This is a genomic window from Rummeliibacillus sp. G93 (assembly GCF_023515935.1).
In the GTDB taxonomy this organism is placed as follows: Bacteria; Bacillota; Bacilli; order Bacillales_A; family Planococcaceae; genus Rummeliibacillus; species Rummeliibacillus stabekisii.
In genome coordinates, this window is record NZ_CP097314.1 from 1,280,956 (window position 1) to 1,302,416 (window position 21,461).

The following is a 21,461-nucleotide window of genomic DNA, read 5'->3' on the forward strand; positions in this document are numbered from 1 at the left end:
AGAGTAGCGAATCTCTCGCTACTCTTTTTTTCTGGAATTCAATACTCTAGAGGTGCATAGCCAAGCTTAGAAAAAGTTAAAGCCATTTGATGATAGCCCTCTTGGTTAGGATGAACTCCATCTTTTGATAAGAGCGCTTTTTCCTTACCGCTAAAGACATGATAGACATCTGCCACTTTGATATTCTTTTGTTTTGCGAATCTTGAAATGGCGATGTTAAATGTTTTTATTGCTTCATCCGCCACTGGTATATGAGGAAATGGGTTATATAAGTTCATTAATCTCAAGATAGATGGATTTTCTTTATCTATTATCTGGATTTTTTTGATGATTTTAGAGTAGTTCTCTTGAGATTGTTGCATCGCATGAATCACACTTTCTTTGTCATTATGCTTTAGAAGATTCTTTGCTGCATTAATTAAATCATTTCCACCTGCTGTAATCGTGATAATGTTTGCGCACTTAATAGCTCTTCCAACAGTTGGGGAATCGAGCATATTTAATATATCTCCTGTGGTTGCGCCAGACTTTCCGAATTTGTGAAGATAAATACGCTTTTCCAATGTATGCTCACTCAGTTTTCTATAAAACTCTGGGAATCCTGAATTGAGGAAAGGGATGCCGATTCCAGCAGTAAGGGAATCACCTATTGCAATATATTGTAAAGAATTGTAACTCATCATACACCTCGATGCTTTTCTTTATTTTTATATCTTATGACTTTTTTGACACAAATGTGCCTAAAGGTTAATTACTCAATGTAAGGACATGAAAAAATACATAAATAAAGAAAGATAAGATTTCGATGAAAGTGGAGAAAAATTAAGTTATGAAGAAATAGAGTGGTAAAATTCTATCTGAAGGCAGTAATAAGAAAATAGGAGAGTGTTTATATGGAATTATCTTTGTCATGATTTCAATCGATGAATCATAAAAATGTCCACCAGGAATAGATAATATTATTAAAAATTTAAAATAGGGAGTATTGATTTTCAGTAACTGGTTTAGCTTAATGTAAGCACTAATGTTAGTGATATGAAAAGGGGAATTGAAAGAGCATAAAACAAGAAATATCAAGAATGGTGAATCCACCATTCTTTTTTATTTTATAATGAATATGGGAGTAGGCTATATGAAGCAACGCACAACCACTAAGAGAGCTCATTTAGATGAAAGGAACTCTATTTAATTTAAATGGAAATTTATTTAATTTTTTTAATATATTATCCTTTATCACCAAAATAAAGCTGGAAAATCTTTGCCTAATTGGTATAGTAATATTAGATGGGAGGCGCTTTAATGAGTAATTTTATTCGGACATTAAACAGATATATACGTTTTCCTATACTTTTAGCGATTCTGTTAATAGTAGCTGGCATTCTACAATTTGCTTTGACAGTTAATGATATAAAGGGAGAGCATTATGATCTAAAGTTATTTCAGCTGTCACCTGAAACAATAAGATCTGCCAAAACGGTAGAGGATACCGAAAAGACAGAAGCAGATCGAGAAAGAATTGCATCTGAAGTAAACCCTGTCTATACCTTTTCAACAGAAATAGGGAAGAATCAAGTAACACTGTTGAAAACTACCTTTGATTACATAATAGAAGCAAAGCAAAAGGTTGAAAAAGTAACAAAAAAATCTAAAAAAGAGGATCAAATAAATAAATTAAGAGCAAAACTAGACAAAATTGATCAAAGTGGACCAAGTGTAAGGTTGACTGAACAAGAAATTGTTACATTGCTTGCACAGGATGAAGATGGTTTAAAGAATACGCAAGATGCCTTAGTTTCAATTGTTAGCAAGCAAATGGCAGAACCGATTAGGGAAGAACAACTGACTGATGCGAAGGGAAGTGTGGAGCGATCGGTTAGAGGAAGCTTTTCGATACCTGATGCTGTTCGTACGATCGCCATTACACTCGCAAGGTCGTCGATAGTTGCGAATGATAAAAGAGACGGAAGGTTGACCAAAGAGCGTATTGAACAAGCGAAGGCAAATGTTGATCCAACGCGTATACTACAAGGGCAGATTATTGTACAGGAAGGCCAATTAATTGACCGTGAAGTCTATCATCAATTAGAAATTACAGGCATGCTGATTAATCAAAAATCCCCAAAACCAATTTTAGGATTAGCATTATTCGTTCTATTGCAAATGGCTTTCTTTTATATTGCTTTATATCATGAGAGAGATGATAAGGAAACTAAAACGCGCCATGCTATGATTACAATGATTATTTATTTGGCGTCTATCATCGTAATGAAACTATTAAACCTAATATCTAGCGAGTTTGATGTAATCGTAGGCTTTTTATTCCCGGCTACTATTTTGCCTATGATGTTCCGTATCCTAATTAATGAGCGTATTGCTATATTAGCAACAATTATGTCTGCAGCCGTGGCAGGAATTATATTTCAAAAAGGCTATTCTTCTGTACTGCAAATGGAAGTTTCGCTTTACATTATTTTTAGCGGTTTGGCGAGTATTTACTTTATGCGCAATGTTAGAAAAAGATCAAGCGTAATGACAACAAGCTTGGGAGTCGCTTGTGTGAATATTGCATTTATCGCATTTTATCTTCTTTTATCGCAGTCGAATTATGGACCGAAAGAACTGTTGTTTTATCTAAGTGCCGCCATTGTTTCAGCTATTGTATCTGGTGCTTTAATGCTTGGTTTATTGCCATTCGTCGAATCAGCTTTTGGTATGTTGTCGACTTATAGGCTAGTGGAGCTTTCCAATCCAAACCATCCATTGCTCAAGAAAATTTTAGTCGAAACACCAGGCACATATCATCACAGTGTAATGGTTGCAAATTTAGCTGATGCTGCCTGTGAAGAAGTGGGGGCGAATGGTCTTTTAGCTCGTGTCGGATGCTATTATCATGACATTGGTAAAACAAGAAGGCCAGGCTTTTTTGTTGAAAACCAGATGGGCAGCAATCCGCATGATAACTTGCCGGCAGTAACAAGTAAAGATATTATTATCGCCCATGTAGAAGATGGTGTTAAAATATTAGAAAAGCATAAAATGCCAAAAGAAATTGTCGACATTGCAAGACAACATCATGGGACAAGCTTAGTGAAGTTCTTCTATTATAAGGAGAAGAAAGAAAACCCTGATGTGAATGAAGCGGACTATCGTTATGCAGGACCGAAGCCACAAACGAAAGAAATTGCTATAATAAGCGTAGCAGATAGTGTAGAGGCAGCAGTGCGTTCGATGAAAAATCCAACTGCTGATGCTATTCAACAGCTGATCCACAGTATTATCCAAGACAAATTACAAGACGGCCAGTTTGATGAATGTGATATATCCCTTCGTGAGTTGCAACGAATTGAACATGTATTTTGTGAAACATTAAAAGGGATCTTCCACTCGAGAATTGAATACCCGAAGCCAGAATAAGATGAGGAGATAACATATGAGCTTGAACATCGACTTTTTAGATGAAACAGAAAAAGTAAAAGAAAAAGATATTGAATTGGTTGAAAAACTATTGCAGCACGCTGCAAAGATATTAGCGATTGAGGATGAGGCTGAATTATCAGTAACATTTGTTACTAATGAAGCGATCCATGAAATTAATCGTACCTATCGTCAAAAGGATGCACCGACAGATGTTATTTCTTTTGCTTTAGAAGAAATAGGCGAGGGAGAAACACCAATCATTGCGGAAGGTATGCCTCGCGTGTTAGGAGATATCATTATTTCAACCGACCGGACAATTGAACAAGCAGAGGAGTATGGACATTCTTTTGAGCGTGAACTAGGCTTCCTTGCTGTTCATGGTTTCTTGCACTTGCTTGGTTATGACCATATGAATCCTGAAGATGAGCGCGTAATGTTTGGTAAACAAGATGAGATTTTAAATTCATTCGGTTTGACTCGCGATGAGAATGGACATTCGTAAATTTTTCCGTTCGTTTACATTTGCAGTAGCGGGAGTTAAGCAAGCATGGCGCGAACAGAATTTTCGTTTTGATATATTTGCGGGATTGCTTGCCATTTTTTTAAGTATTTTTACTGGCTTATCACAGATGGAATGGATTGTCGTTATCCTGTTGATTGCCTTGATGCTTAGCTTAGAAATGATTAATACGGCGATTGAGAATGTAGTTGATCTTGCTTCGCCTGATATTCACCCGCTAGCTCGCGCTGCAAAAGATATTGCGGCGGGTGCTGTATTTGTTTTTGCCTGTGCGAGTGTTATAATCGGAATACTCATCTTTTTGCCAAAGTGGATGAATCTATGAATTTGAGGTGTATAAAATGGAGAAACAACAATTAATGGACCTTGCGAAAGAAGGAAGAGAAAAGGCTTACGTTCCCTATTCAAAATTTAAAGTGGGAGCAGCCTTATTAACAGAAGATGGCAAAGTCTATCAAGGCTGTAATATTGAAAATTCTGGGTACTCTATGGCGAATTGTGCTGAACGTACTGCTATTTTCAAAGCAGTTTCAGAGGGAGAAAGAAACTTCAAGGCAATTGCAGTGGTTGCAGATACAGAAGGACCTTGTGCACCATGCGGAGCATGCAGACAGGTTATGTCTGAATTCTTCCCAAAAGATATGCCAGTATACTTAACTAATATGAAAGGCAATGTACTTGAAACAACTGTTGCTGAGTTGTTACCAGGCGCCTTTTCACCGGAGGATTTAGTGAATGCAGGAAAATAAAGAATTTAAATCAGGATTTGTTACCATAGTAGGGAGACCCAATGTAGGGAAATCAACATTTTTGAATCGAGTTATCGGGCAAAAGATTGCAATCATGAGCGATAAGCCTCAAACAACCCGTAACAAAGTGCAAGGTGTCTATACAACTGAAGATGCCCAAATGATTTTCATCGATACACCTGGAATCCATAAGCCAAAGCATAAGCTAGGCGAATTTATGTTAAAGGTTTCAAAAAACGCATTACGTGAAGTAGAAGCCATTATGTTTATGGTCAATGCAACACAAAAAATGGGTGCAGGTGACCGTTTTGTCATGGAAATGTTAAAAGGGACAAAGACACCTGTTTTTTTAATTGTTAATAAAATTGATGCCGTACATCCTGATGAATTGTTATCAATAATTGACGCATACAAAGCTGAGTTTGATTTTGCTGAAATTATACCTATTTCTGCACTGCAAGGCAATAATGTGGATAAATTATTAGAAACATTGAAGAAATACTTGCCTGCTGGGCCGCAATATTATCCAGCAGATCAAGTGACTGATCACCCTGAACGTTTTATCATTGCTGAGTTAATTCGAGAAAAAGTATTACATCTTACTCGCGATGAAATACCCCACTCAGTGGCTGTCGAAATCGAAAAGATTGCTAAAGATGAAAACAAAGACCTAGTGCGTATTAACGCATCTATCATTATTGAACGCGATTCGCAAAAGGGAATTATCATTGGTAAGCGCGGAGCTCTTTTAAAAGAAATCGGTACACGTGCAAGGCATGATATCGAAACATTGCTTGGCAGTAAAGTATATTTAGAACTATGGGTCAAAGTTCAAAAAGATTGGCGTGACCGTGCATCGCAACTGCGAGATTATGGCTATCGCGAAGATGAATACTAAACGACTAGGAAGTGAGGACAATTGCTGAACAAATGGGAAGGGATTGTCTTAAAAACCAAAGCATACGGAGAAACAAATAAAGTAGTAACTATTATGACAAGGGAAGTTGGCAAAACAGCAGCTATGGCAAGGGGAGCAAAAAAGCCGCAAAGCCGTTTAGCTGCCATTAGCCAACCATTTGTTCATGGTATTTTCATGATTCAACAAGGTCGGGGTATGGGTACTTTGCAGCAAGGAGAACCCCTTGAGAGCATGCGTCATATACAAGAAGATATCACGGCTACAGCTTATGCAAGCTATGTAGTTGAAATCATCGACCGACTGATTGAATCAGACCGTCCAGAGCCTTATGCATTCGATATAATGGTGCAGGCTCTCCATGCAATTGAGGAAGGTTACGATCCTGAATCGATTGCCATGTTTGTGGAGTGGAAGATGCTTCCCTATACAGGCGTACAGCCAGTATTACATGCTTGTGCTAGCTGCGGAGCAGTGGAAGGGGAATTTGCTTTTTCCTTTTCTCAAGGTGGATTTCTATGCCATCGCTGTTTTCATCTAGATCCGTATCTCATTCGACTAACGCCAACACAGGTAAAACTCATACGCATGTTCTATACAGTACCGATCGACCAAATTGGTAAACTGACATTAAAAAAAGAGACAAAGCAATTTATCCGTAAAATTGTGACGACCATTTATGAAGAACAAACAGGCATGCGTTTTAAGAGCCGCTCTTTTATTGAACAATTAGAACGAACGCCATTGTTATTTAATAAGCATATGGACAGTGAAAAACCGGATGAGGGTCAGCCTGATAAAGCATTACAAACTGATGAAAATAATGAATAAATGCTTTGAGGATAATGAATTTAAAATGTAAAAAAAAAAAAAGAGTCACTTTCATTGGGGTGACTCTTTTTTTCATTCTCACCTTTTGCTGGTATTAATTCTTATTAAACTAGATATGTGTTTATAAGCTTAAAAATAAAAACATATAGATGACATATAGTAGAATAGAATGGAAAGTATATACAATAATTACTATTTCATTTAATGTATATAATTATAGGGTTATTTTGTTATATTATGAAGTTATAACATATGGAAAGAAAAATAGGGGGTGGCACACCAGATAAAAACATTAGCTGAAGATCAGTGGAAGAATCTGCATCTATAAAAAGGAGCAAGAAGATGAAAAAGAAAATAATGTATTGTATTGCTGCTGTCTTTTTAGTAATAGGGGGATGTGTATATCTTTATTCTGAATACAAAACAAAAAACCTATTTCAGGATTTATTACATATTGAACATTTCAAAGTTAAAGATCGAATAACAATAATGGATGATACAAAATTGGAAAAGAAGGAAAATGAAGATTTTATAGTGAGTATTGATAAAAACAACACAAACTTTAAAGATCTAGTAAATTTATTAAAAGGTTTACATATTAAAAGAAGCACTAAAATTGAACCTTCTGGTGCTGAATACATGTTTATTATTCGTCAAAATCACATACCAAATTACGTCTCCATATATGAGAATGGTGTATTACTCTATGAAGACAAAGTTTTTAGAATACAAGGCCAAGATTCATTGGAAAGATTATTAACGGTCATAAAAGAATGCTTTACCTAGAGATATGGACAACAGAAGAAAATAAACTTTAAGGAGACAAATTATGAAAAAATGGTATTTATTAACTATCTGTTTCTTGATATTAATTGGATGTTCAAATGAAATAAAAGTAAGTTCGAATGAACATACAAGAATCTCAATAGAACCTTATTCATTAAGTGATAAAGAAGAATCACTTCTTATACATACTGGGGTAAGCCATATAGAATTCTTTCATTTGAATGGTGAATTGGGAAAAAAAGATGATTTAGAATTTTCTCTGGAAGTTTATAAAAAGGGAAAATTTAAAGAGAATTTAACTACTATGTCAAACATGGTAGAAAGTAAATTTAAAAATAGTCTTCTCTCTTTTGCATTTGATCAAAATATGACTGAAAAGAAAACTAATCTAAAGTTGATAATTGCTGAACCAGGAGGGGTTATGTCAACTAATTATAGTAATCATATCACTGCATCTTCTTTTGGGAAATTAGTAGATAAGCGTATTACGTTAAAGAAAAATAGACCAGTTTATTTAGCTGCTTGGAGTGGAACTACTGAAAATCATCTTAGATCGCTTAGCAGTAAAGAAGGCGAGCTGCCGGAAGGTATCAAGGAAATAGATGAAGTTATCTTATACCGTGTTGTGTGGAAAGAGAGAACGGATAACATTGTAGAATAAATAACAGCAGTGAAAAAGAGCCTATGAGAAAAAGTTCTCTTTCATTGCTGTAATTCTTTTGATACTACTTTCGAAAGAGAACTTTAATTTTATTCTTCTCATATTTTTGACTTCCATGTTTAAGAAACATATAATATGTGTATATACTCATATATACACGTATTATATAGAACGAGAAGGGGGCTTTTCCATTGAAAGAGGAACCGCTATCAAAAGAACCAGAAGATTTGGATGAAGAAAGTCTATTCCTTGTAGCACAAACTTTTAAAGCTATAAGTGATCCAACAAGGATACGAATCTTAAATTTACTTTGCCAAAAAGAATTCTCGGTCAATGAATTGAGCGAAAAGCTGCACCTAAAACAATCTACTGTATCCCATCAGTTACGTTTCTTAAAAAATCTACGTTTAGTGAAATTTCGCCGTGAAGGGACGACCATCATCTATTCACAGGATGATGATCATGTGATGCAGATACTGCAGCAGACGATTGACCATGCGACGCACAATTAGGAGGGAGTATTATGGCTCATTCACATGATGGACATCAGCATAACCATACCCATGGTGCGAATAAGAAAACATTACTGATAGCCTTTTTCATTATTACAGTTTATATGATTGTAGAAGTTATTGGCGGTTATATGACCAATAGTTTGGCTTTACTTTCTGATGCCGGCCATATGCTAAGTGATGCAATATCGCTCGGAGTTGGCGTAGTTGCCTTTACCTTTAGTGAAAGAGTAGCCAATTATCGTAATACATTTGGATACAAGCGCTTTGAAATCTTGGCAGCTGTATTTAATGGGGTAGCATTAATTGTTATATCCATCTTTATCTGTATAGAAGCAGTCAAACGTTTCGCCTATCCACCGGAAGTTGCTTCAAATGGCATGCTACTGATTGCTATTATTGGTCTGCTTGTCAATATTCTTGTGGCTTGGATCCTAATGCGTGGCGGTGATACGCACGGAAACCTTAATATGCGAGCTGCCTTCTTGCATGTTATTGGTGATATGCTTGGTTCAGTCGGCGCAGTGTTGGCAGCAATTCTTATCATGCTGTTTGGCTGGGATTGGGCAGATCCATTAGCAAGTATTATTGTAGCAATATTGATTTTAGTCAGTGGTTGGCGTGTAACTAAAGATTCTATTCATGTCTTGATGGAAGGAACGCCAAGCAATGTGGAAATTGAAAAGATTATTCAAGTTATAGAAGGAACCGATGGGATTCTAGCCATTCATGATTTCCATATATGGAGCATCACGAGTGGTGAAAATGCGCTTTCATGCCATGCAGTTGTGAATGGTTCACTAACAGTGCAAGAAAGCCAAGGAATCCTACAACACTTAGAGCACGAATTGCTACATATGGGCATTGGCCATATGACAATTCAACTTGAAAATGATGGACATCAACACGGTGACGACATCCTGTGCAACTTAAATATGAATCAAGAAAAACCACATGACCATAAATTGAATTAACTCAATGCTAAAAAGCTCTTCCCTGTAGGGAAGAGCTTTTTAAATATGGGTGCTTTTTCTAGGTTAATGTATGGCTTCTACCTCTTCATTCCTGCATACGATAATTTATATGACTAAAATGGGGGAGAACTAACTATGAATGAGTATATTGATTTGCTTGCATACTTTGGTATCGGGAGTGCACATCCTGGAGGGGCGAGTTTGACGAGGTCTATTTTTGAAAAGGTAACAATTAATCAGGACGACCTGGTTTTAGATATTGGTTGTGGTACTGGCCAAACAGCTCAATATTTAGCCAAACAATTTAAATGTAGTGTAACAGCTATTGACCATCACCCTCTCATGGTAGAAAAAGCGAAAAGAAGATTTGCTAAAGAAGATCTACCTGTTCAAGTGTTACTTGGTGATGCAGAAAAGTTAGATATCGAGAGCCAAACGTTTAACTTTATTCTTTCAGAATCTGTTATTAGCTTTACACATGCGAAAGAAACGGTAAAGGAGCTTGCACGCGTGCTCAAAGAAAAGGGTCAATTACTTTTAATTGAAATGGCGGCAGAAGCTTCTATACCTAAATCCATGAAAGAAGAAGTTCAAAGGCTCTATGGAATTCATGACATTTACACAGGAGAAGAATGGCGTTCCATTCTAGAAGAAGCAGGATTTGCGACTATTGAGGAAATCCAAACACATTCCTCTCTTATTTCAAGCGATCTTGATGAAATGGATTTATCGGAATCTATTCCAATGTCACTCTACGATGTATGGGATGAGCATAATGAAATGACAGAAAAAGTGCATGGGCATATAGGGTATATAGTTTATCTTGCTTCTAAATAATAGGCTACTCCAATCTAAAAGCAGAACCTTTGATAAGCGTATCCGCTGATTTTTGATAGAGTTCATTAGAAGTAAAAGGGCCATTTTTTTCAACATAAGAATGAACAATATGATAACCGATTGCATATCCGATCCATTTAGTGAATGGGCTTCTTTTTTGACCATATAAGAATTTTTGATGGGCATCAATACCTGTCAGATTAAGAGAATTGATGAAATGCTCCTTCCATATTTTTTGCAAAGAATCTAGCGAATACAGATTAACCCAGGGGGCAAGCCACTTCTCGCCATATAACTCATTCACCGCATATTCACCAAGCCCTTCCACGACTAGTGATTCTTTTAATGGTGTTATTTTAGGTGGAATATCTATTAGATTAATTCTACACACATGGTTGTATTCATGGGCAAGCATTGCTTTTAATTCTTCCTTATGCAATTCTGTCGATACAAATAAAAACAATGCATTTTTATAAGCCACTCCGTTTTTTCGAAATTGTTCTTTTTCTGAACGCCGCTTTCCTTTTTTAATAGGAAAAATATATATAGGTATATCGGGGCCTTTCCATCTTTTTTTCAATTTCAAAAATTCGTGTTCAATCCTTTTCCATACTTTTTGTTTTTCTAATTCTTCCATCACATATTCTATTCTGTACCAATCTTTCGGGTCAAATAACCCATACTGAAGCAGTTCATACTGAATCGCTTGAGGGGGCAATTTTTCAAATACATTCTCCAATGGTTTGCAAAGTAAATCAATATGGTTATTATTTATTTCTTTTATAGAGGTTTCCTTACATCTTTCATTAAAAGTATGAAGCCATTTTTGTGTTTCGATTACTGCCAATCAAATCATTCCTTTACATGTTTTCTATCATCCTAGCCAAAATCATAAAATCTAAAGGAATTAACCAAATGCCATTCCTTTAGATGGCGTTACGCTTTATAACTATCATATGTTGACTCCTAAGGTATGCTGAATATTTTTTTAAATTAGACCTTTGTCCAAAGGGAGAAAAGGGCGAGACATATAATATGGAGGCATACACGTATGTAGAAATGAATGGGAGGAGGCATAGGATGAACGCATCAGAAGCTTATAATATGTGTCGTCGTTACCATGGAAGACATGTGCGGATTACAGATCGTGATGGCAGAGTGCATGAAGGTCATATTACTCGAGTAGACCGCAATATGGTATGGATTCGCCCTCAGGGCGGCGGTGGTTATGGACTTGGTTGGGGCTGGGGCTGGGGCGGAGGCGGCTTTGGCTATGGCATTGCATTAGGTGCTATTACAGGGATCGCTCTTTCAGCTGCATTTTTCTGGTAAAATAATAACTCAAACAAACGTGGAAGAAAATTTCACGTTTGTTTTTTGTTCTTTTATTAATACATAAGATCAGGGCATAAGACTTCATTCATTTTCTTGGTTTACGTGTCAAAACACAACCGTATTCAATTTTATTTAATGGGTATATTAGTAAATAAGTATGTAGGAAGGAGGGAATGAAGTTGCTTTGGACCATTATAGGAATACTGATTGTACTTTGGGTGCTAGGTCTTATATTTAAAATTGGCGCAGGCTTGATTCATATTCTTTTAATTATTGCAGTCATCTTGATTATAGTAAAGTTGATTAAAGGCATGGCAAATCGATAAAAGGGGAGCCGTTTAGGCTTCCCTTTTTTGTTTTAATAATCGTTTGTGAATCCAAATAGCGGCTTGGGAACCATCTCCCATAGAAATAGTGACTTGTTCAGAATGGGCGGTAAGATCTCCTCCTGCCCAAATGCCCTCAACCGAGGTTTCTTTTGTTCGAGGATTGACTATTATATGTCTGCTTTCATTAAGATTTACACCCACTTGTTCAGCCAACTCTGCATTTATTTTATTGCCGCTAAAACCTGTAAAGCCTTTTTCTCCAGCAATAGTTTTACCATTCTCAAGCTCTACACCAGCAAAATTGCCTTTAACATCTAAAAGAACACGCGTTAATGTTTCATTGATTATTTCGATATTTAAATCTTCTAGCTCTTTGACTTTTTTTGAGTCAGGTTGCTCTTTGGTATGATTAATAAATGTTACATCATTTGTCCAATAAGTGAGGGTTGCGGCCATAGAAGCGCCTGTATTCCCGCTGCCTAAAACGATCGTTTTTTTGTCAGATACTTCATAGCCATCACAGTCAGGACATACATAAATAGACTTTCCTAGGCAAGGAAGCAAGTTTTCAAGCTTAGGAAGATGATCAACTAATCCCGTTGCAAGAAAAACGGTGCGCGCTTGAAAAGTTTGATTTGACGATGTTTGTATAAGAAAGTGGTCCTTTTCTTTTCGAAGAGATATTACAACACCATTCAAGAATTCGACACCATACTTCTCTGCATGGATTTTACCTAGCTTACGCAATTCCTCTCCGCTAACACCATCCGGCCAACCCAAAATATTTTGATAGCCTTTACATATAGTGGACCGTCCCTGATTAGAGTCAATGACCATAATTGAGTGTTTATATCTGCCCAATTGAATGGCAGCTTGCAAGCCTGCAATCCCTCCGCCAATAATAATACAATCCATTGTCTTCATTTATCTAACCGCCTGTTCTTTAAAGATATTTTAGTATTAGAGGTTCATTTGAAAAATATACCACTGACTTGTTAGTTTTAAACTAGTGAGCGCTTTCTATGACTTAAAATATGAAAATCAAATTAATTGCCTCTTATACACCAAATTGGTGTTCAATAACTTATAATATGAGTAATAAAGGAAATAGTTCAAACTACTGGAGGTACATATGAAATTAAAATGCGCTATCCTTGATGATTATCAAAAAATGGCACTTGATTTTGCAAATTGGAGTTCCATAGAGGATCAGGTTGAAGTAACTGCATTTCACCAACATTTCCATACTGAGAATCAAATTGTTGATAAAATTAAAGACTTTGATATTGTCATTATTATGCGGGAGAGAACGCCATTTAATGCAGCCATGTTCGGAAGACTGCCAAAGCTAAGATTGTTAGTAACGACAGGTATGCGGAATGCATCCATCGATCTAACAGCAGCTAAGAAATGCGGAGTAACAGTGTGCGGCACATCAAGCGGATCAGAACCGCCGACTGAACTTGCTTGGGGGCTCATACTGAACTTAGCACGCCACATAACAGAAGAACATAATAACTTTAGACAGAAAGGATCTTGGCAATTGTCGGTTGGAGAAGATCTTTATGGTAAGTGCTTTGGGATAATTGGACTTGGAAAAATCGGTACAAAGATGGCAACGATAGCCCAAGCCTTTGGAATGGATGTAGTCGCATGGAGTGAAAACTTAACAAAGGAAAAGACAGATTCGCTGGGAGTAAGAAAAGCGGCTTCATTGGCGGAACTTTTACGGCAAAGCGACTATGTATCGATTCATCTGGTTTTAAGTGACCGGACAAGAAATTTAATCACCTCTAATGAATTGAAGCAAATGAAACCCTCAGCCTTTCTAATCAATACATCAAGAGCACCCATTTTAAATCAACATGATTTAATAGAAGCGCTTGAAAACGAAGTGATAGCTGGTGCGGGATTAGACGTCTATGAAGAAGAACCGTTAAGTGAAAATCATCCTTTTAGAACTTTACCCAATGTACTTGCTACACCGCATCTTGGATATGTGACTCGATCAAACTATGAAAAATATTATGGAGAAGCTTTGGAGGATATCCGGGAATATTTGTTAGGTTCACCGATTAGAACTTTAATTTAATGATTTTAGAAGTATTCTCAGAAACAAAATTTGTAGCAAAGTTCATAAATGTGAAAGTGAAAGGGAGATTTTTTGAAAAAGAATCTAATTAAAGTCATAACTGTGACGACTTTGGGTGCAATTGCTGTATTAATGATTCCTTTCTTGTTTTAAATATAATTGAATATGTATTAGGAAATTAAGGTGTGAGAAATGTTCACACCTTTTTTTAACCCTTGAATAGTACCTCAAGCTTCTTAAAAACTATTATTTTGAATCCATTTATATTGAATGTCAGGCAAATTTTCCTCATTTTCGTGGCCTCTTGCTACTATTTTAAATCCATTCTTGTCATAAAACCGTTGTGCGTTTTTATTAATATCAAAGGTAAATAGAGTTAAACTACCGCTTGATTGTTCTTTAGCCCTATCAAGTAACGTTCTGCCTATCCCTAACCCTTGATAATCGTTATGAATATAAAGCTGGCTTACCTCCTTGTCATTATAGGCAATCATTCCGACTACTTTGTTATCAATTAAAGCTAATTCTATTTGGTGCTGTTCAGGTAAAATATGATTTAAAAAGTAAATGTGATTTTCAAAGCTATGAATTTCTTTTTGACCTATAGCTCGTTCCTTACTATGTCGCCACATGTCAACAGTCTGTTCAGCATACTCAGGTTTATACTGAGTGATCACGAGTTGATGTTGCTTCAACTTAATCTCTCCTTAAAAACTATTTTCTGAATTATAACAATGTTTAAGCGAAAACAAAAGAAGTCAAAAATGTTAAAGAGGTAGGTAAAAGATAGGGGAATTAGGGAATTACTCATTATGTAGTGACATGTAATGGAGGATAACGACATGAAAATTAATTTTGGGTTTGTAGCAAATGCATTAGGTTTATGGGATGCGAGTCCTTCAAAGACAATGACCTTTGCTCGCTATTCAGCTCTTTCAGAGTATGAGCGAATGGACAAATTAAAAGCTGTAACTGCTTTAAACTTACACCACACTAAAAGAATTCTTCACTATAATATTGCAAACGAAATTGGTTTATATCGTCTTTCAAGCTCACTTGTTCCTTTGGCTACACATCCAGAAGTGATGTGGGATTTTGTAACACCCTTCAAAGATGAATGGCAGGAGCTGGGGGAACTCATCAGGCAATACAACATGCGGCCAAGCTTTCATCCGAACCAATTCACCCTTTTTACAAGTCCACGTGAAGAAGTAACGCAAAATGCTGTAAAGGACATGGAATTCCATTTCAACATGCTTGAAGCGATGGATGTATTGGAAAAAGGGTTGATCAACATTCATATCGGCGGAGCATATGGGGATAAGACTGCTACGTTAAAACGTTTCCATGAAAATTTAAAAATGTTGCCGAGTAAGGTTAAAAAACATATGACGCTTGAGAATGATGATAAAACCTATAATGTTGAAGAAACACTGATAGCCTGTGAAAAAGAAAACGTTCCAATGATCCTTGATTATCATCATTATATGGCGAATCAAGGGGATATCGAACTCGAGGCATTTTTACCGCGCATTTTTGATACATGGAATCACACAAACGTAGTGCCGAAAGTTCATTTATCATCTCCTAAATCAGAAGGTGCTTTTCGTTCACATGCAGACTTTGTCTCGTTGGATTTTGTGTTGCCCTTCTTAAAAATGGCAAAAGAGCTTAACCGTGACTTTGATGTAATGATTGAAGCCAAGCAAAAGAATCTCGCTATGCTGCAATTGGTTGAAAATATTTCAAACATCCGAGGTGTCAAACGTGTTGCAGGAGGAAAGGTTGAATGGTAATAATACTGGAATAGACGGCAGCTAGCATCTTTTAGCGCCGTTTTTTTGTATACATAATTTATTTCTATTCGCATCTTAAACAAACTTTTGCTATTTCATCTAAATAAGTAACATAATTTTTATTATGTAAAGCAAAATAGGAATAGGATCACTAAGTAATAGTAAAAAGGAGACGTACGAAAATGAACGAGATGAATAGCAGTGAGTCTTATAATCCAGGTGATATCGTCTATGTATTTTATAGAAATCCTCACACGCAAGATGTTGCCAATTTACAAAGCGCAGCAGTTGTAAACCATCCTGAAAATCCAAATGAGCTCGCACTCTTTTTATATGAAAATTATTATCCACTATCAAATGAAATGGCAGTCTATACAACAGAAGAAGAAGCAAATAGGGCTTTTAATTATTATTATGGAACATCTTCAGAAGGACCATTACAATGAATAAACCATTCTCACCAAGGCTAGTCTATTTTGAACCAAAAGCCCTTGACTATCCGCTCGGCCAACAGTTGCTGAAGAAATTCGAAAACAGTGGTGTGGAAATTCGATATACCACATCTCATAACCAAATTAGGAATCTTCCAGGTGAAAATGATTTCCAAAAGTATCGGGTTGCAAAATCTACGCTTGTCGTAGGTATTAGAAAAACGCTAAAATTTGATACATCTAAACCCTCAGCTGAATATGCGATCCCTTTCGCGACAGGCTGTATGGGTCATTGCCACTATTGTTATTTGCAGACGACAATGGGAAGCAAGCCGTACATTCGAACGTATGTCAATGTAGAAGAAATTTTAGAAGCAGCAGATCAATATATGGCAGAGCGGGCACCTGAAATCACGCGTTTTGAAGCTTCGTGTACATCAGATATTGTTGGGATTGACCATCTGACGCATACCTTAAAACATGCGATTGAACATTTTGGAGAATCTGAATATGGTAAATTGCGCTTTGTGACAAAGTTCCATCATGTCGATCATTTGCTAGACGCCAAACATAACGGAAAAACAAGATTCCGGTTTAGCGTTAATGCTGATTATGTAATAAAGAACTTTGAGCCTGGCACCTCACCCTTAGCCAAAAGAATTGAAGCGGCGGGCAAAGTCGCAAGAGCAGGATATCCACTTGGATTTATTGTGGCTCCTATTTATCTACATGAGGGATGGGAAGAAGGTTATTACCATATGTTCGAACGCCTAGATGCAGAGCTTCCTGATGAAGCGAAGAAAGATTTAACCTTTGAATTCATCCAGCATCGTTTTACGAAACCAGCCAAACGGGTTATTGAAAAAAATTATCCTATGACAAAGCTGGAGTTAGATGAAGAAAGACGAAGATATAAGTGGGGAAAATATGGTATAGGGAAATATATTTATCAAAAAGACGAAGAGGAAGATATAAAAAACCACCTCTATAGTTATATGGAAAAATTCTTTCCCCACGCTAAGTTGGAGTATTTTACGTAATTAAAAAAGAATAAAAGCTTCTACTAGTTGGATCGACAATTTATCCTAAGTTTTTTTACTGATTATTTCCCAACCAAATCTAAGTAAATCGCCTTTTAATCATTAAGTCTTTGATCTCTTTTGAGATGAAGGGCTTTTTTATTGGAAATTAAAGATAGATGAAAAATAGCGAAAAATAGGGGAAATAGAGAGTTTATTTATGTTAATTCTTATATTTCGTCATTTCCCGCTAAATTTTGCTTAGCTGTATTAAAAGGGGAAAGTGGCGTTTTTTTCTTCTTTCTATAAAAAGAAAGGGATTTTAAGAGGGTGAAATGAATGTATAATTATACTTCTTTTATGCAAGCACCAGAATATAAAGTAGAGCGATGTAGTTATTGATGAGAGAATTCAGAAATATACTAAGACTTGTTTTAAGAAAGAAGAGCACTGATTATATAGATATAAACCATTGAAACGAAAATAAAAAAGCCCCCTGCCATAAGCGAGGGCACATAAAATATTAAGGTTCATTGAATCCATAAATCCCCAATATATAAATACTAGCAAATACAATTAGAATAAATAGATGTAAGACAACGACCACCATTCGAATTTCACCTTTACTCCCGAATAAAGCACTTATTAGGCCTATTAAGACTAATAATAATGGAATAATAAAATGGAAAAGTAAAATAAATTCTGGGGCAAATGCAAAAAGAAAAATAGTTAAAAATAAAATAAGTAAGGAAAAATACGTGTAATAGATTTTTTTCATAACACTTCATCCTTTTATATGTTTTATTTTAAATTCTTTATGATGAAGACGTGTATACAATTTATATTTTTAATAACCAATAAATTATTTGAATAGACTACTAGTATAACATGAAAAATTTTACCAGTCAGAGGGGCGAAGAATTATAAAGAAATATATCTGGATAGTTGGATGTCTATTAGTCTTTGTATCCATTTGTGTAACATTTATTTTGAAGCCAAAAACAGGACCTCAATTAGAGAAGACAGTTGTGCCTAAGCAAATGAGTCAAAAATACAACCCGATTACTCAACCGTTCGGCAGCAAGACTAAATACAAGATAAGTTTAAAAATGGATTCAAAAGGACACTTCGATGTTGAGTCGAGTAGTACGATAACAAATACTTCGAATGATAAATGGAGTGATGTGGTTTTCTACTTTATTCCAAACATTTTTACGAAAGAAAATTCACCTACTTTAAATAACCCTGGTACAGCCAATATTAAAAGGATCCTTGTTAATGGTGAAAAAGCGAAGTTCTCTCTTAAAAAAGATACGCTCAAAGTGCTTTTAGATAAGAAGGTCTACCCAACTAAGAAGATGGTTATTGACATTCAATATAACTTTACTATGCCAGAGGAAGGTTATCGATTTACAAAGGAAAATGGGAACTTTTACTTAGCACAATGGTATCCTATGGTAGCTACCTATAAAAATGGCGGTTGGAATAAAGAAGACTATCGTGTAAGAGGTGAAACGTATCACACAGCTTTTAGCGATTTTGAAGTGAATTATAAAATTCCTAAAGGGTTAACAATCGTTTCTACAAGTGATCGTGAATACGTGGGCAGTCATAAAACAACATTAAAAATGAAGAATGTAAAAGACTTCTTTATTGCTATTCTAAAGAAACCGAATGAAATTGAAAGAAAGGTAGGACAGGTAAATATAAGGACTTTTACACTTAATGATGATGCCGAAATACAGAGAGAAGCATTGCAAATAGCTGAGAAAGCATTAAATTATTTTCAAGATAAGTTTGGACCTTACCCTCATAAGCAATTGGATATTATTGTTTCCCAATTAGGAATGGAGTATCCAGGTATTGTAACAGCAGGAACTATCCAGAATAGTGGAGATATGTCTGATTGGAAAGAGAGCATAGTAGTCCATGAAATAGCTCATCAATGGTTTTACGGAATGATTAGTAGTGATCCTTTTCACGATGCTTGGTTAGACGAAGGGCTTGCGACCCTCGCTACACGTTTATTTTATTCAGATTACGAAAATGAGTATATTTCATTAGATATAAGCCAATTTAAGGATGCTCCCTTGCCTGTTAATCTTTCATTAAACAAGTATACATTAGGGGAACAAAGTAATCATATTTACGGCAAAGCTTCAGTTTATCTATGGAAAGTATTATCAGAATATGGCGGCAAAAAAAGAGCAGAAGATTTTTTGAAAAGTTACTATGATTTTTATAAGTATAAAGATGTAGACACAGCGGAATTTGTAAGATTTATAAAGCAATATTTGGAACTAAAAGATGATCATTTGTTAAAAGAATTTCTAAAATTTTGATTATTAGTTTCTATGCGATGCTATAATGAATGTATTATTTTGTAAGAAGGAGATCGAAATGATAAAAGGATTATATGAAGCACATTTACCAGTTAGCGATCTAAAACAATCTGTACTTTTTTACAAAGAGCTCGGTTTAGAACTAGATCATATTGTTGACGATAAAATTGCTTTTTTGTGGATAGAAAAAGATAAAAGTTGGTTAGGTTTATGGGAAACTGACAATGTAAAACTAGAATACCATCCTTCCATCAGGCATGTGGCTTTTCAAGTAACTCTAGAAGATTTGAAGACTTCAGTGGCTTGGCTTAGGGATAGAGGAGTTAAACCAAGAGAAGCATTTGGTTTCGAACCGATTGAACCTTTTGTGATGCCCCACCAACAATATGCTCATGCTAAAATCCATTTTAATGATCCGGATGGTAATAGTTTAGAGTTTATTTGCAAACTTAAGAATCCTAAAGAAATTGCTACACGTATGTATTTAAGTGAATGGGAACAATTAAATAAAAATGATTTTTAAAAGGAATAAAGTAGAAGTTAATAAACCCTAGAAATTTGATAGAAAAGGAGAAAGGTAATGTTGAGCTCAATCATTTTTGATATGGATGGTACTCTTTTTCAAACAGACACAATATTAGAGCTAGCGCTTGATGAAACTTTTGAACATCTTTGTTCAATGAATAAATGGGAGGGAGCAACACCTATCGATAAATATCGTGAAATAATGGGGGTTCCTTTGCCTAAGGTATGGGAAACGCTATTGCCCAATCATTCTAGTGAAGAAAGAAGATACACAGATCAATATTTCTTGAAGGTATTAATAGACAATATAGAACGAGGAAATGGTTCTTTATATCCCAATGTAAAGGAAGTCTTCGATTTTTTAAAGGAGCAAGGACTTTCAATCTACATAGCTAGTAATGGATTGCAGGAGTATTTAAACGCCATCATCCGTTATTATGATTTAGATAAATGGGTAACCGAAACGTTCAGTATTCAACAAATCGATTCACTGAACAAATCAGACTTAGTGAAATGTATTGTAGAGAAATACAATATTAAAGATGCAGCAGTAGTAGGTGATCGCTTATCTGATATCAATGCCGCAAAAGATAATGATCTGCATTCTATTGGATGTAATTTTGATTTTGCAAATGAAAATGAACTTTCCCATGCCGATTTTGTTATAAATGATTTAATTGAGCTAAAGACATTAATTTTAAGGTTAAACAAGTCATACTCTCTTCGTGGTTAGTAACCAAACTTTTATTTACTATTATTTTCATTATGTATGGAGTGATATCAAATGGAAATAGAAATAGATAAAATATATCCTGAGTGCCCAACTATTTGCAGGATCATTAAGATTGGCGGCCTTGCGAAAACGCAGCTACTTCAGAAGTTACAACAACATTCTATTTTGCTGAATAAATATGGAGAAAAACTTTTTGATAATGATAAATTTACTGTTTCAGAGAAGGCATACAAGGTGAAAACAGTTGAGCTCAAAGTACGCAATCTTGGCTTCCCTGAAGGAGCAACAATACCTCAGCTTTTTAATAAAGCAAAAAAAGTTGGTTTAGACTTATGTCCTGTAGAGCTTGGACCATATTTAAGGTTGGCATATCTTGATCAGCCTGAAGGGAATTTGGGGAAGTCTTCTTTGCAACATCAGGCACCATATGGCTCCGTTACAATAGCATCAGAGATATTATCTGAAGACGTAAATTTTCCGAAGGGGTTTTATCTTAGAAGAATTGATGGGGAACTGTGGTTACGAGGATACATCGCTGACTACCTGCACGTATTGGACTCAGAAGATCACTTTGTTTTTTGTCAAAATTAAGCATTGTCGATTCATTGAACGGCATGAAAATAATAAAATACTGGCCTTTCTGGGGCAAGACACAC

At 35.8% G+C, this 21,461-nt stretch carries 25 protein-coding genes; 21 read left to right on the forward strand and 4 right to left on the reverse strand.

Features of this window, described 5'->3' with window-relative positions; all coding sequences use genetic code 11:
• Positions 1-38: 38 nt before the first annotated feature.
• A complete protein-coding gene (locus M2M59_RS06360; RefSeq protein WP_249775786.1) occupies positions 39-680 on the reverse strand; it encodes a GDSL-type esterase/lipase family protein in 642 nt (213 codons plus the stop codon).
• 619 nt (positions 681-1,299) lie between these two features.
• On the opposite strand from M2M59_RS06360, the gene M2M59_RS06365 reads away from it, so the two are divergent.
• From M2M59_RS06365 to M2M59_RS06415, 11 genes are all read left to right on the forward strand, one after another.
• Positions 1,300-3,414: an HD family phosphohydrolase gene (locus tag M2M59_RS06365; protein WP_147193819.1), complete on the forward strand. Its 2,115-nt coding sequence runs from the start codon at positions 1,300-1,302 to the stop codon at positions 3,412-3,414.
• 16 nt (positions 3,415-3,430) lie between these two features.
• Positions 3,431-3,919, forward strand: a complete 489-nt coding sequence (gene ybeY / locus M2M59_RS06370; protein WP_147193817.1) for an rRNA maturation RNase YbeY — start codon at positions 3,431-3,433, stop codon at positions 3,917-3,919.
• On the forward strand, positions 3,906-4,262 hold the full coding sequence (locus M2M59_RS06375; protein WP_147193815.1) for a diacylglycerol kinase family protein: 357 nt from the start codon (positions 3,906-3,908) through the stop codon (positions 4,260-4,262). The genes ybeY and M2M59_RS06375 overlap by 14 nt, the downstream gene beginning before the upstream one ends.
• Positions 4,263-4,278: 16 nt before the next feature.
• The gene (locus M2M59_RS06380; RefSeq protein WP_147193813.1) at positions 4,279-4,686 is read left to right on the forward strand and encodes a cytidine deaminase; all 408 of its coding nucleotides are present in this window, start codon (positions 4,279-4,281) and stop codon (positions 4,684-4,686) included.
• Entirely contained in the window at positions 4,673-5,584 is a 912-nt protein-coding gene (gene era, locus M2M59_RS06385; RefSeq protein ID WP_147193811.1) for a GTPase Era, read from the forward strand. Before M2M59_RS06380 ends, era begins: the two co-directional genes overlap by 14 nt.
• Before the next feature lie 21 nt (positions 5,585-5,605).
• The gene (gene recO / locus M2M59_RS06390; protein ID WP_249775787.1) at positions 5,606-6,433 is read left to right on the forward strand and encodes a DNA repair protein RecO; all 828 of its coding nucleotides are present in this window, start codon (positions 5,606-5,608) and stop codon (positions 6,431-6,433) included.
• Between the two features lie 342 nt (positions 6,434-6,775).
• The gene (locus M2M59_RS06395; protein WP_249775788.1) at positions 6,776-7,219 is read left to right on the forward strand and encodes a hypothetical protein; all 444 of its coding nucleotides are present in this window, start codon (positions 6,776-6,778) and stop codon (positions 7,217-7,219) included.
• A 43-nt stretch (positions 7,220-7,262) separates the two neighbouring features.
• A complete protein-coding gene (locus M2M59_RS06400) occupies positions 7,263-7,880 on the forward strand; it encodes a hypothetical protein (RefSeq protein WP_249775789.1) in 618 nt (205 codons plus the stop codon).
• A 191-nt stretch (positions 7,881-8,071) separates the two neighbouring features.
• Entirely contained in the window at positions 8,072-8,392 is a 321-nt protein-coding gene (locus tag M2M59_RS06405; protein ID WP_066786355.1) for an ArsR/SmtB family transcription factor, read from the forward strand.
• 11 nt (positions 8,393-8,403) lie between these two features.
• On the forward strand, positions 8,404-9,366 hold the full coding sequence (locus M2M59_RS06410; RefSeq protein ID WP_249775790.1) for a cation diffusion facilitator family transporter: 963 nt from the start codon (positions 8,404-8,406) through the stop codon (positions 9,364-9,366).
• A 135-nt stretch (positions 9,367-9,501) separates the two neighbouring features.
• Complete coding sequence (locus M2M59_RS06415) at positions 9,502-10,203, forward strand: class I SAM-dependent methyltransferase (protein WP_249775791.1); 702 nt, start codon at positions 9,502-9,504, stop codon at positions 10,201-10,203.
• 4 nt (positions 10,204-10,207) lie between these two features.
• On the opposite strand, the gene M2M59_RS06420 is transcribed toward M2M59_RS06415, so the two are convergent.
• The gene (locus M2M59_RS06420; protein WP_249775792.1) at positions 10,208-11,050 is read right to left on the reverse strand and encodes a DUF2268 domain-containing putative Zn-dependent protease; all 843 of its coding nucleotides are present in this window, start codon (positions 11,048-11,050) and stop codon (positions 10,208-10,210) included.
• 233 nt (positions 11,051-11,283) lie between these two features.
• Here M2M59_RS06420 and M2M59_RS06425 point away from each other — a divergent pair, with 233 nt between their 5' ends.
• Positions 11,284-11,535, forward strand: coding sequence for a hypothetical protein (locus M2M59_RS06425; RefSeq protein ID WP_066786367.1), 252 nt, complete (start codon positions 11,284-11,286; stop codon positions 11,533-11,535).
• 182 nt (positions 11,536-11,717) lie between these two features.
• A complete protein-coding gene (locus M2M59_RS06430) occupies positions 11,718-11,864 on the forward strand; it encodes a lmo0937 family membrane protein (protein ID WP_147193796.1) in 147 nt (48 codons plus the stop codon).
• 12 nt (positions 11,865-11,876) lie between these two features.
• On the opposite strand, the gene M2M59_RS06435 is transcribed toward M2M59_RS06430, so the two are convergent.
• Positions 11,877-12,791, reverse strand: a complete 915-nt coding sequence (locus M2M59_RS06435) for an NAD(P)/FAD-dependent oxidoreductase (RefSeq protein WP_249775793.1) — start codon at positions 12,789-12,791, stop codon at positions 11,877-11,879.
• A gap of 208 nt (positions 12,792-12,999) precedes the next feature.
• On the opposite strand from M2M59_RS06435, the gene M2M59_RS06440 reads away from it, so the two are divergent.
• Complete coding sequence (locus M2M59_RS06440) at positions 13,000-13,959, forward strand: D-2-hydroxyacid dehydrogenase family protein (protein WP_249775794.1); 960 nt, start codon at positions 13,000-13,002, stop codon at positions 13,957-13,959.
• Between the two features lie 236 nt (positions 13,960-14,195).
• On the opposite strand, the gene M2M59_RS06445 is transcribed toward M2M59_RS06440, so the two are convergent.
• Entirely contained in the window at positions 14,196-14,591 is a 396-nt protein-coding gene (locus M2M59_RS06445; RefSeq protein ID WP_371923813.1) for a GNAT family N-acetyltransferase, read from the reverse strand.
• A 210-nt stretch (positions 14,592-14,801) separates the two neighbouring features.
• Here M2M59_RS06445 and uvsE point away from each other — a divergent pair, with 210 nt between their 5' ends.
• The 7 genes from uvsE to M2M59_RS06480 all read left to right on the forward strand — a co-directional run bounded on the left by uvsE (position 14,802) and on the right by M2M59_RS06480 (position 21,396).
• A complete protein-coding gene (uvsE, locus tag M2M59_RS06450) occupies positions 14,802-15,755 on the forward strand; it encodes a UV DNA damage repair endonuclease UvsE (RefSeq protein WP_249775796.1) in 954 nt (317 codons plus the stop codon).
• Between the two features lie 182 nt (positions 15,756-15,937).
• On the forward strand, positions 15,938-16,201 hold the full coding sequence (locus M2M59_RS06455; RefSeq protein WP_147193788.1) for a transcriptional regulator SplA domain-containing protein: 264 nt from the start codon (positions 15,938-15,940) through the stop codon (positions 16,199-16,201).
• Entirely contained in the window at positions 16,198-17,226 is a 1,029-nt protein-coding gene (gene splB, locus M2M59_RS06460) for a spore photoproduct lyase (protein WP_147193786.1), read from the forward strand. The genes M2M59_RS06455 and splB overlap by 4 nt, the downstream gene beginning before the upstream one ends.
• Positions 17,227-18,194: 968 nt before the next feature.
• A complete protein-coding gene (locus M2M59_RS06465; RefSeq protein WP_249775797.1) occupies positions 18,195-19,547 on the forward strand; it encodes a M1 family metallopeptidase in 1,353 nt (450 codons plus the stop codon).
• A 58-nt stretch (positions 19,548-19,605) separates the two neighbouring features.
• The gene (locus M2M59_RS06470; protein WP_147193780.1) at positions 19,606-20,070 is read left to right on the forward strand and encodes a VOC family protein; all 465 of its coding nucleotides are present in this window, start codon (positions 19,606-19,608) and stop codon (positions 20,068-20,070) included.
• 57 nt (positions 20,071-20,127) lie between these two features.
• Positions 20,128-20,805, forward strand: a complete 678-nt coding sequence (locus M2M59_RS06475) for an HAD family hydrolase (protein ID WP_249775798.1) — start codon at positions 20,128-20,130, stop codon at positions 20,803-20,805.
• A gap of 51 nt (positions 20,806-20,856) precedes the next feature.
• Positions 20,857-21,396 (forward strand): helicase, encoded by a 540-nt coding sequence (locus tag M2M59_RS06480; RefSeq protein WP_249775799.1) that lies wholly within the window; start codon positions 20,857-20,859, stop codon positions 21,394-21,396.
• The last annotated feature ends 65 nt before the right edge of the window (positions 21,397-21,461 follow it).

What these genes read in the sequence shown, in the direction of transcription:
- M2M59_RS06435 (WP_249775793.1), bottom strand. Translation starts at nt 12,791, where the DNA reads ATGAAGACAATGGATTGTATTATTATTGGCGGAGGGATTGCAGGCTTG.
- M2M59_RS06380 (WP_147193813.1), top strand. Translation starts at nt 4,279, where the DNA reads ATGGAGAAACAACAATTAATGGACCTTGCGAAAGAAGGAAGAGAAAAG.
- M2M59_RS06365 (WP_147193819.1), top strand. Translation starts at nt 1,300, where the DNA reads ATGAGTAATTTTATTCGGACATTAAACAGATATATACGTTTTCCTATA.
- M2M59_RS06375 (WP_147193815.1), top strand. Translation starts at nt 3,906, where the DNA reads ATGGACATTCGTAAATTTTTCCGTTCGTTTACATTTGCAGTAGCGGGA.
- uvsE (WP_249775796.1), top strand. Translation starts at nt 14,802, where the DNA reads ATGAAAATTAATTTTGGGTTTGTAGCAAATGCATTAGGTTTATGGGAT.
- M2M59_RS06455 (WP_147193788.1), top strand. Translation starts at nt 15,938, where the DNA reads ATGAACGAGATGAATAGCAGTGAGTCTTATAATCCAGGTGATATCGTC.
- M2M59_RS06415 (WP_249775791.1), top strand. Translation starts at nt 9,502, where the DNA reads ATGAATGAGTATATTGATTTGCTTGCATACTTTGGTATCGGGAGTGCA.
- M2M59_RS06410 (WP_249775790.1), top strand. Translation starts at nt 8,404, where the DNA reads ATGGCTCATTCACATGATGGACATCAGCATAACCATACCCATGGTGCG.
- M2M59_RS06470 (WP_147193780.1), top strand. Translation starts at nt 19,606, where the DNA reads ATGATAAAAGGATTATATGAAGCACATTTACCAGTTAGCGATCTAAAA.
- era (WP_147193811.1), top strand. Translation starts at nt 4,673, where the DNA reads ATGCAGGAAAATAAAGAATTTAAATCAGGATTTGTTACCATAGTAGGG.
- M2M59_RS06480 (WP_249775799.1), top strand. Translation starts at nt 20,857, where the DNA reads ATGGAAATAGAAATAGATAAAATATATCCTGAGTGCCCAACTATTTGC.
- M2M59_RS06400 (WP_249775789.1), top strand. Translation starts at nt 7,263, where the DNA reads ATGAAAAAATGGTATTTATTAACTATCTGTTTCTTGATATTAATTGGA.
- M2M59_RS06475 (WP_249775798.1), top strand. Translation starts at nt 20,128, where the DNA reads ATGTTGAGCTCAATCATTTTTGATATGGATGGTACTCTTTTTCAAACA.
- M2M59_RS06445 (WP_371923813.1), bottom strand. Translation starts at nt 14,591, where the DNA reads ATGTGGCGACATAGTAAGGAACGAGCTATAGGTCAAAAAGAAATTCAT.
- M2M59_RS06440 (WP_249775794.1), top strand. Translation starts at nt 13,000, where the DNA reads ATGAAATTAAAATGCGCTATCCTTGATGATTATCAAAAAATGGCACTT.
- splB (WP_147193786.1), top strand. Translation starts at nt 16,198, where the DNA reads ATGAATAAACCATTCTCACCAAGGCTAGTCTATTTTGAACCAAAAGCC.
- M2M59_RS06425 (WP_066786367.1), top strand. Translation starts at nt 11,284, where the DNA reads ATGAACGCATCAGAAGCTTATAATATGTGTCGTCGTTACCATGGAAGA.
- M2M59_RS06395 (WP_249775788.1), top strand. Translation starts at nt 6,776, where the DNA reads ATGAAAAAGAAAATAATGTATTGTATTGCTGCTGTCTTTTTAGTAATA.
- ybeY (WP_147193817.1), top strand. Translation starts at nt 3,431, where the DNA reads ATGAGCTTGAACATCGACTTTTTAGATGAAACAGAAAAAGTAAAAGAA.
- M2M59_RS06360 (WP_249775786.1), bottom strand. Translation starts at nt 680, where the DNA reads ATGAGTTACAATTCTTTACAATATATTGCAATAGGTGATTCCCTTACT.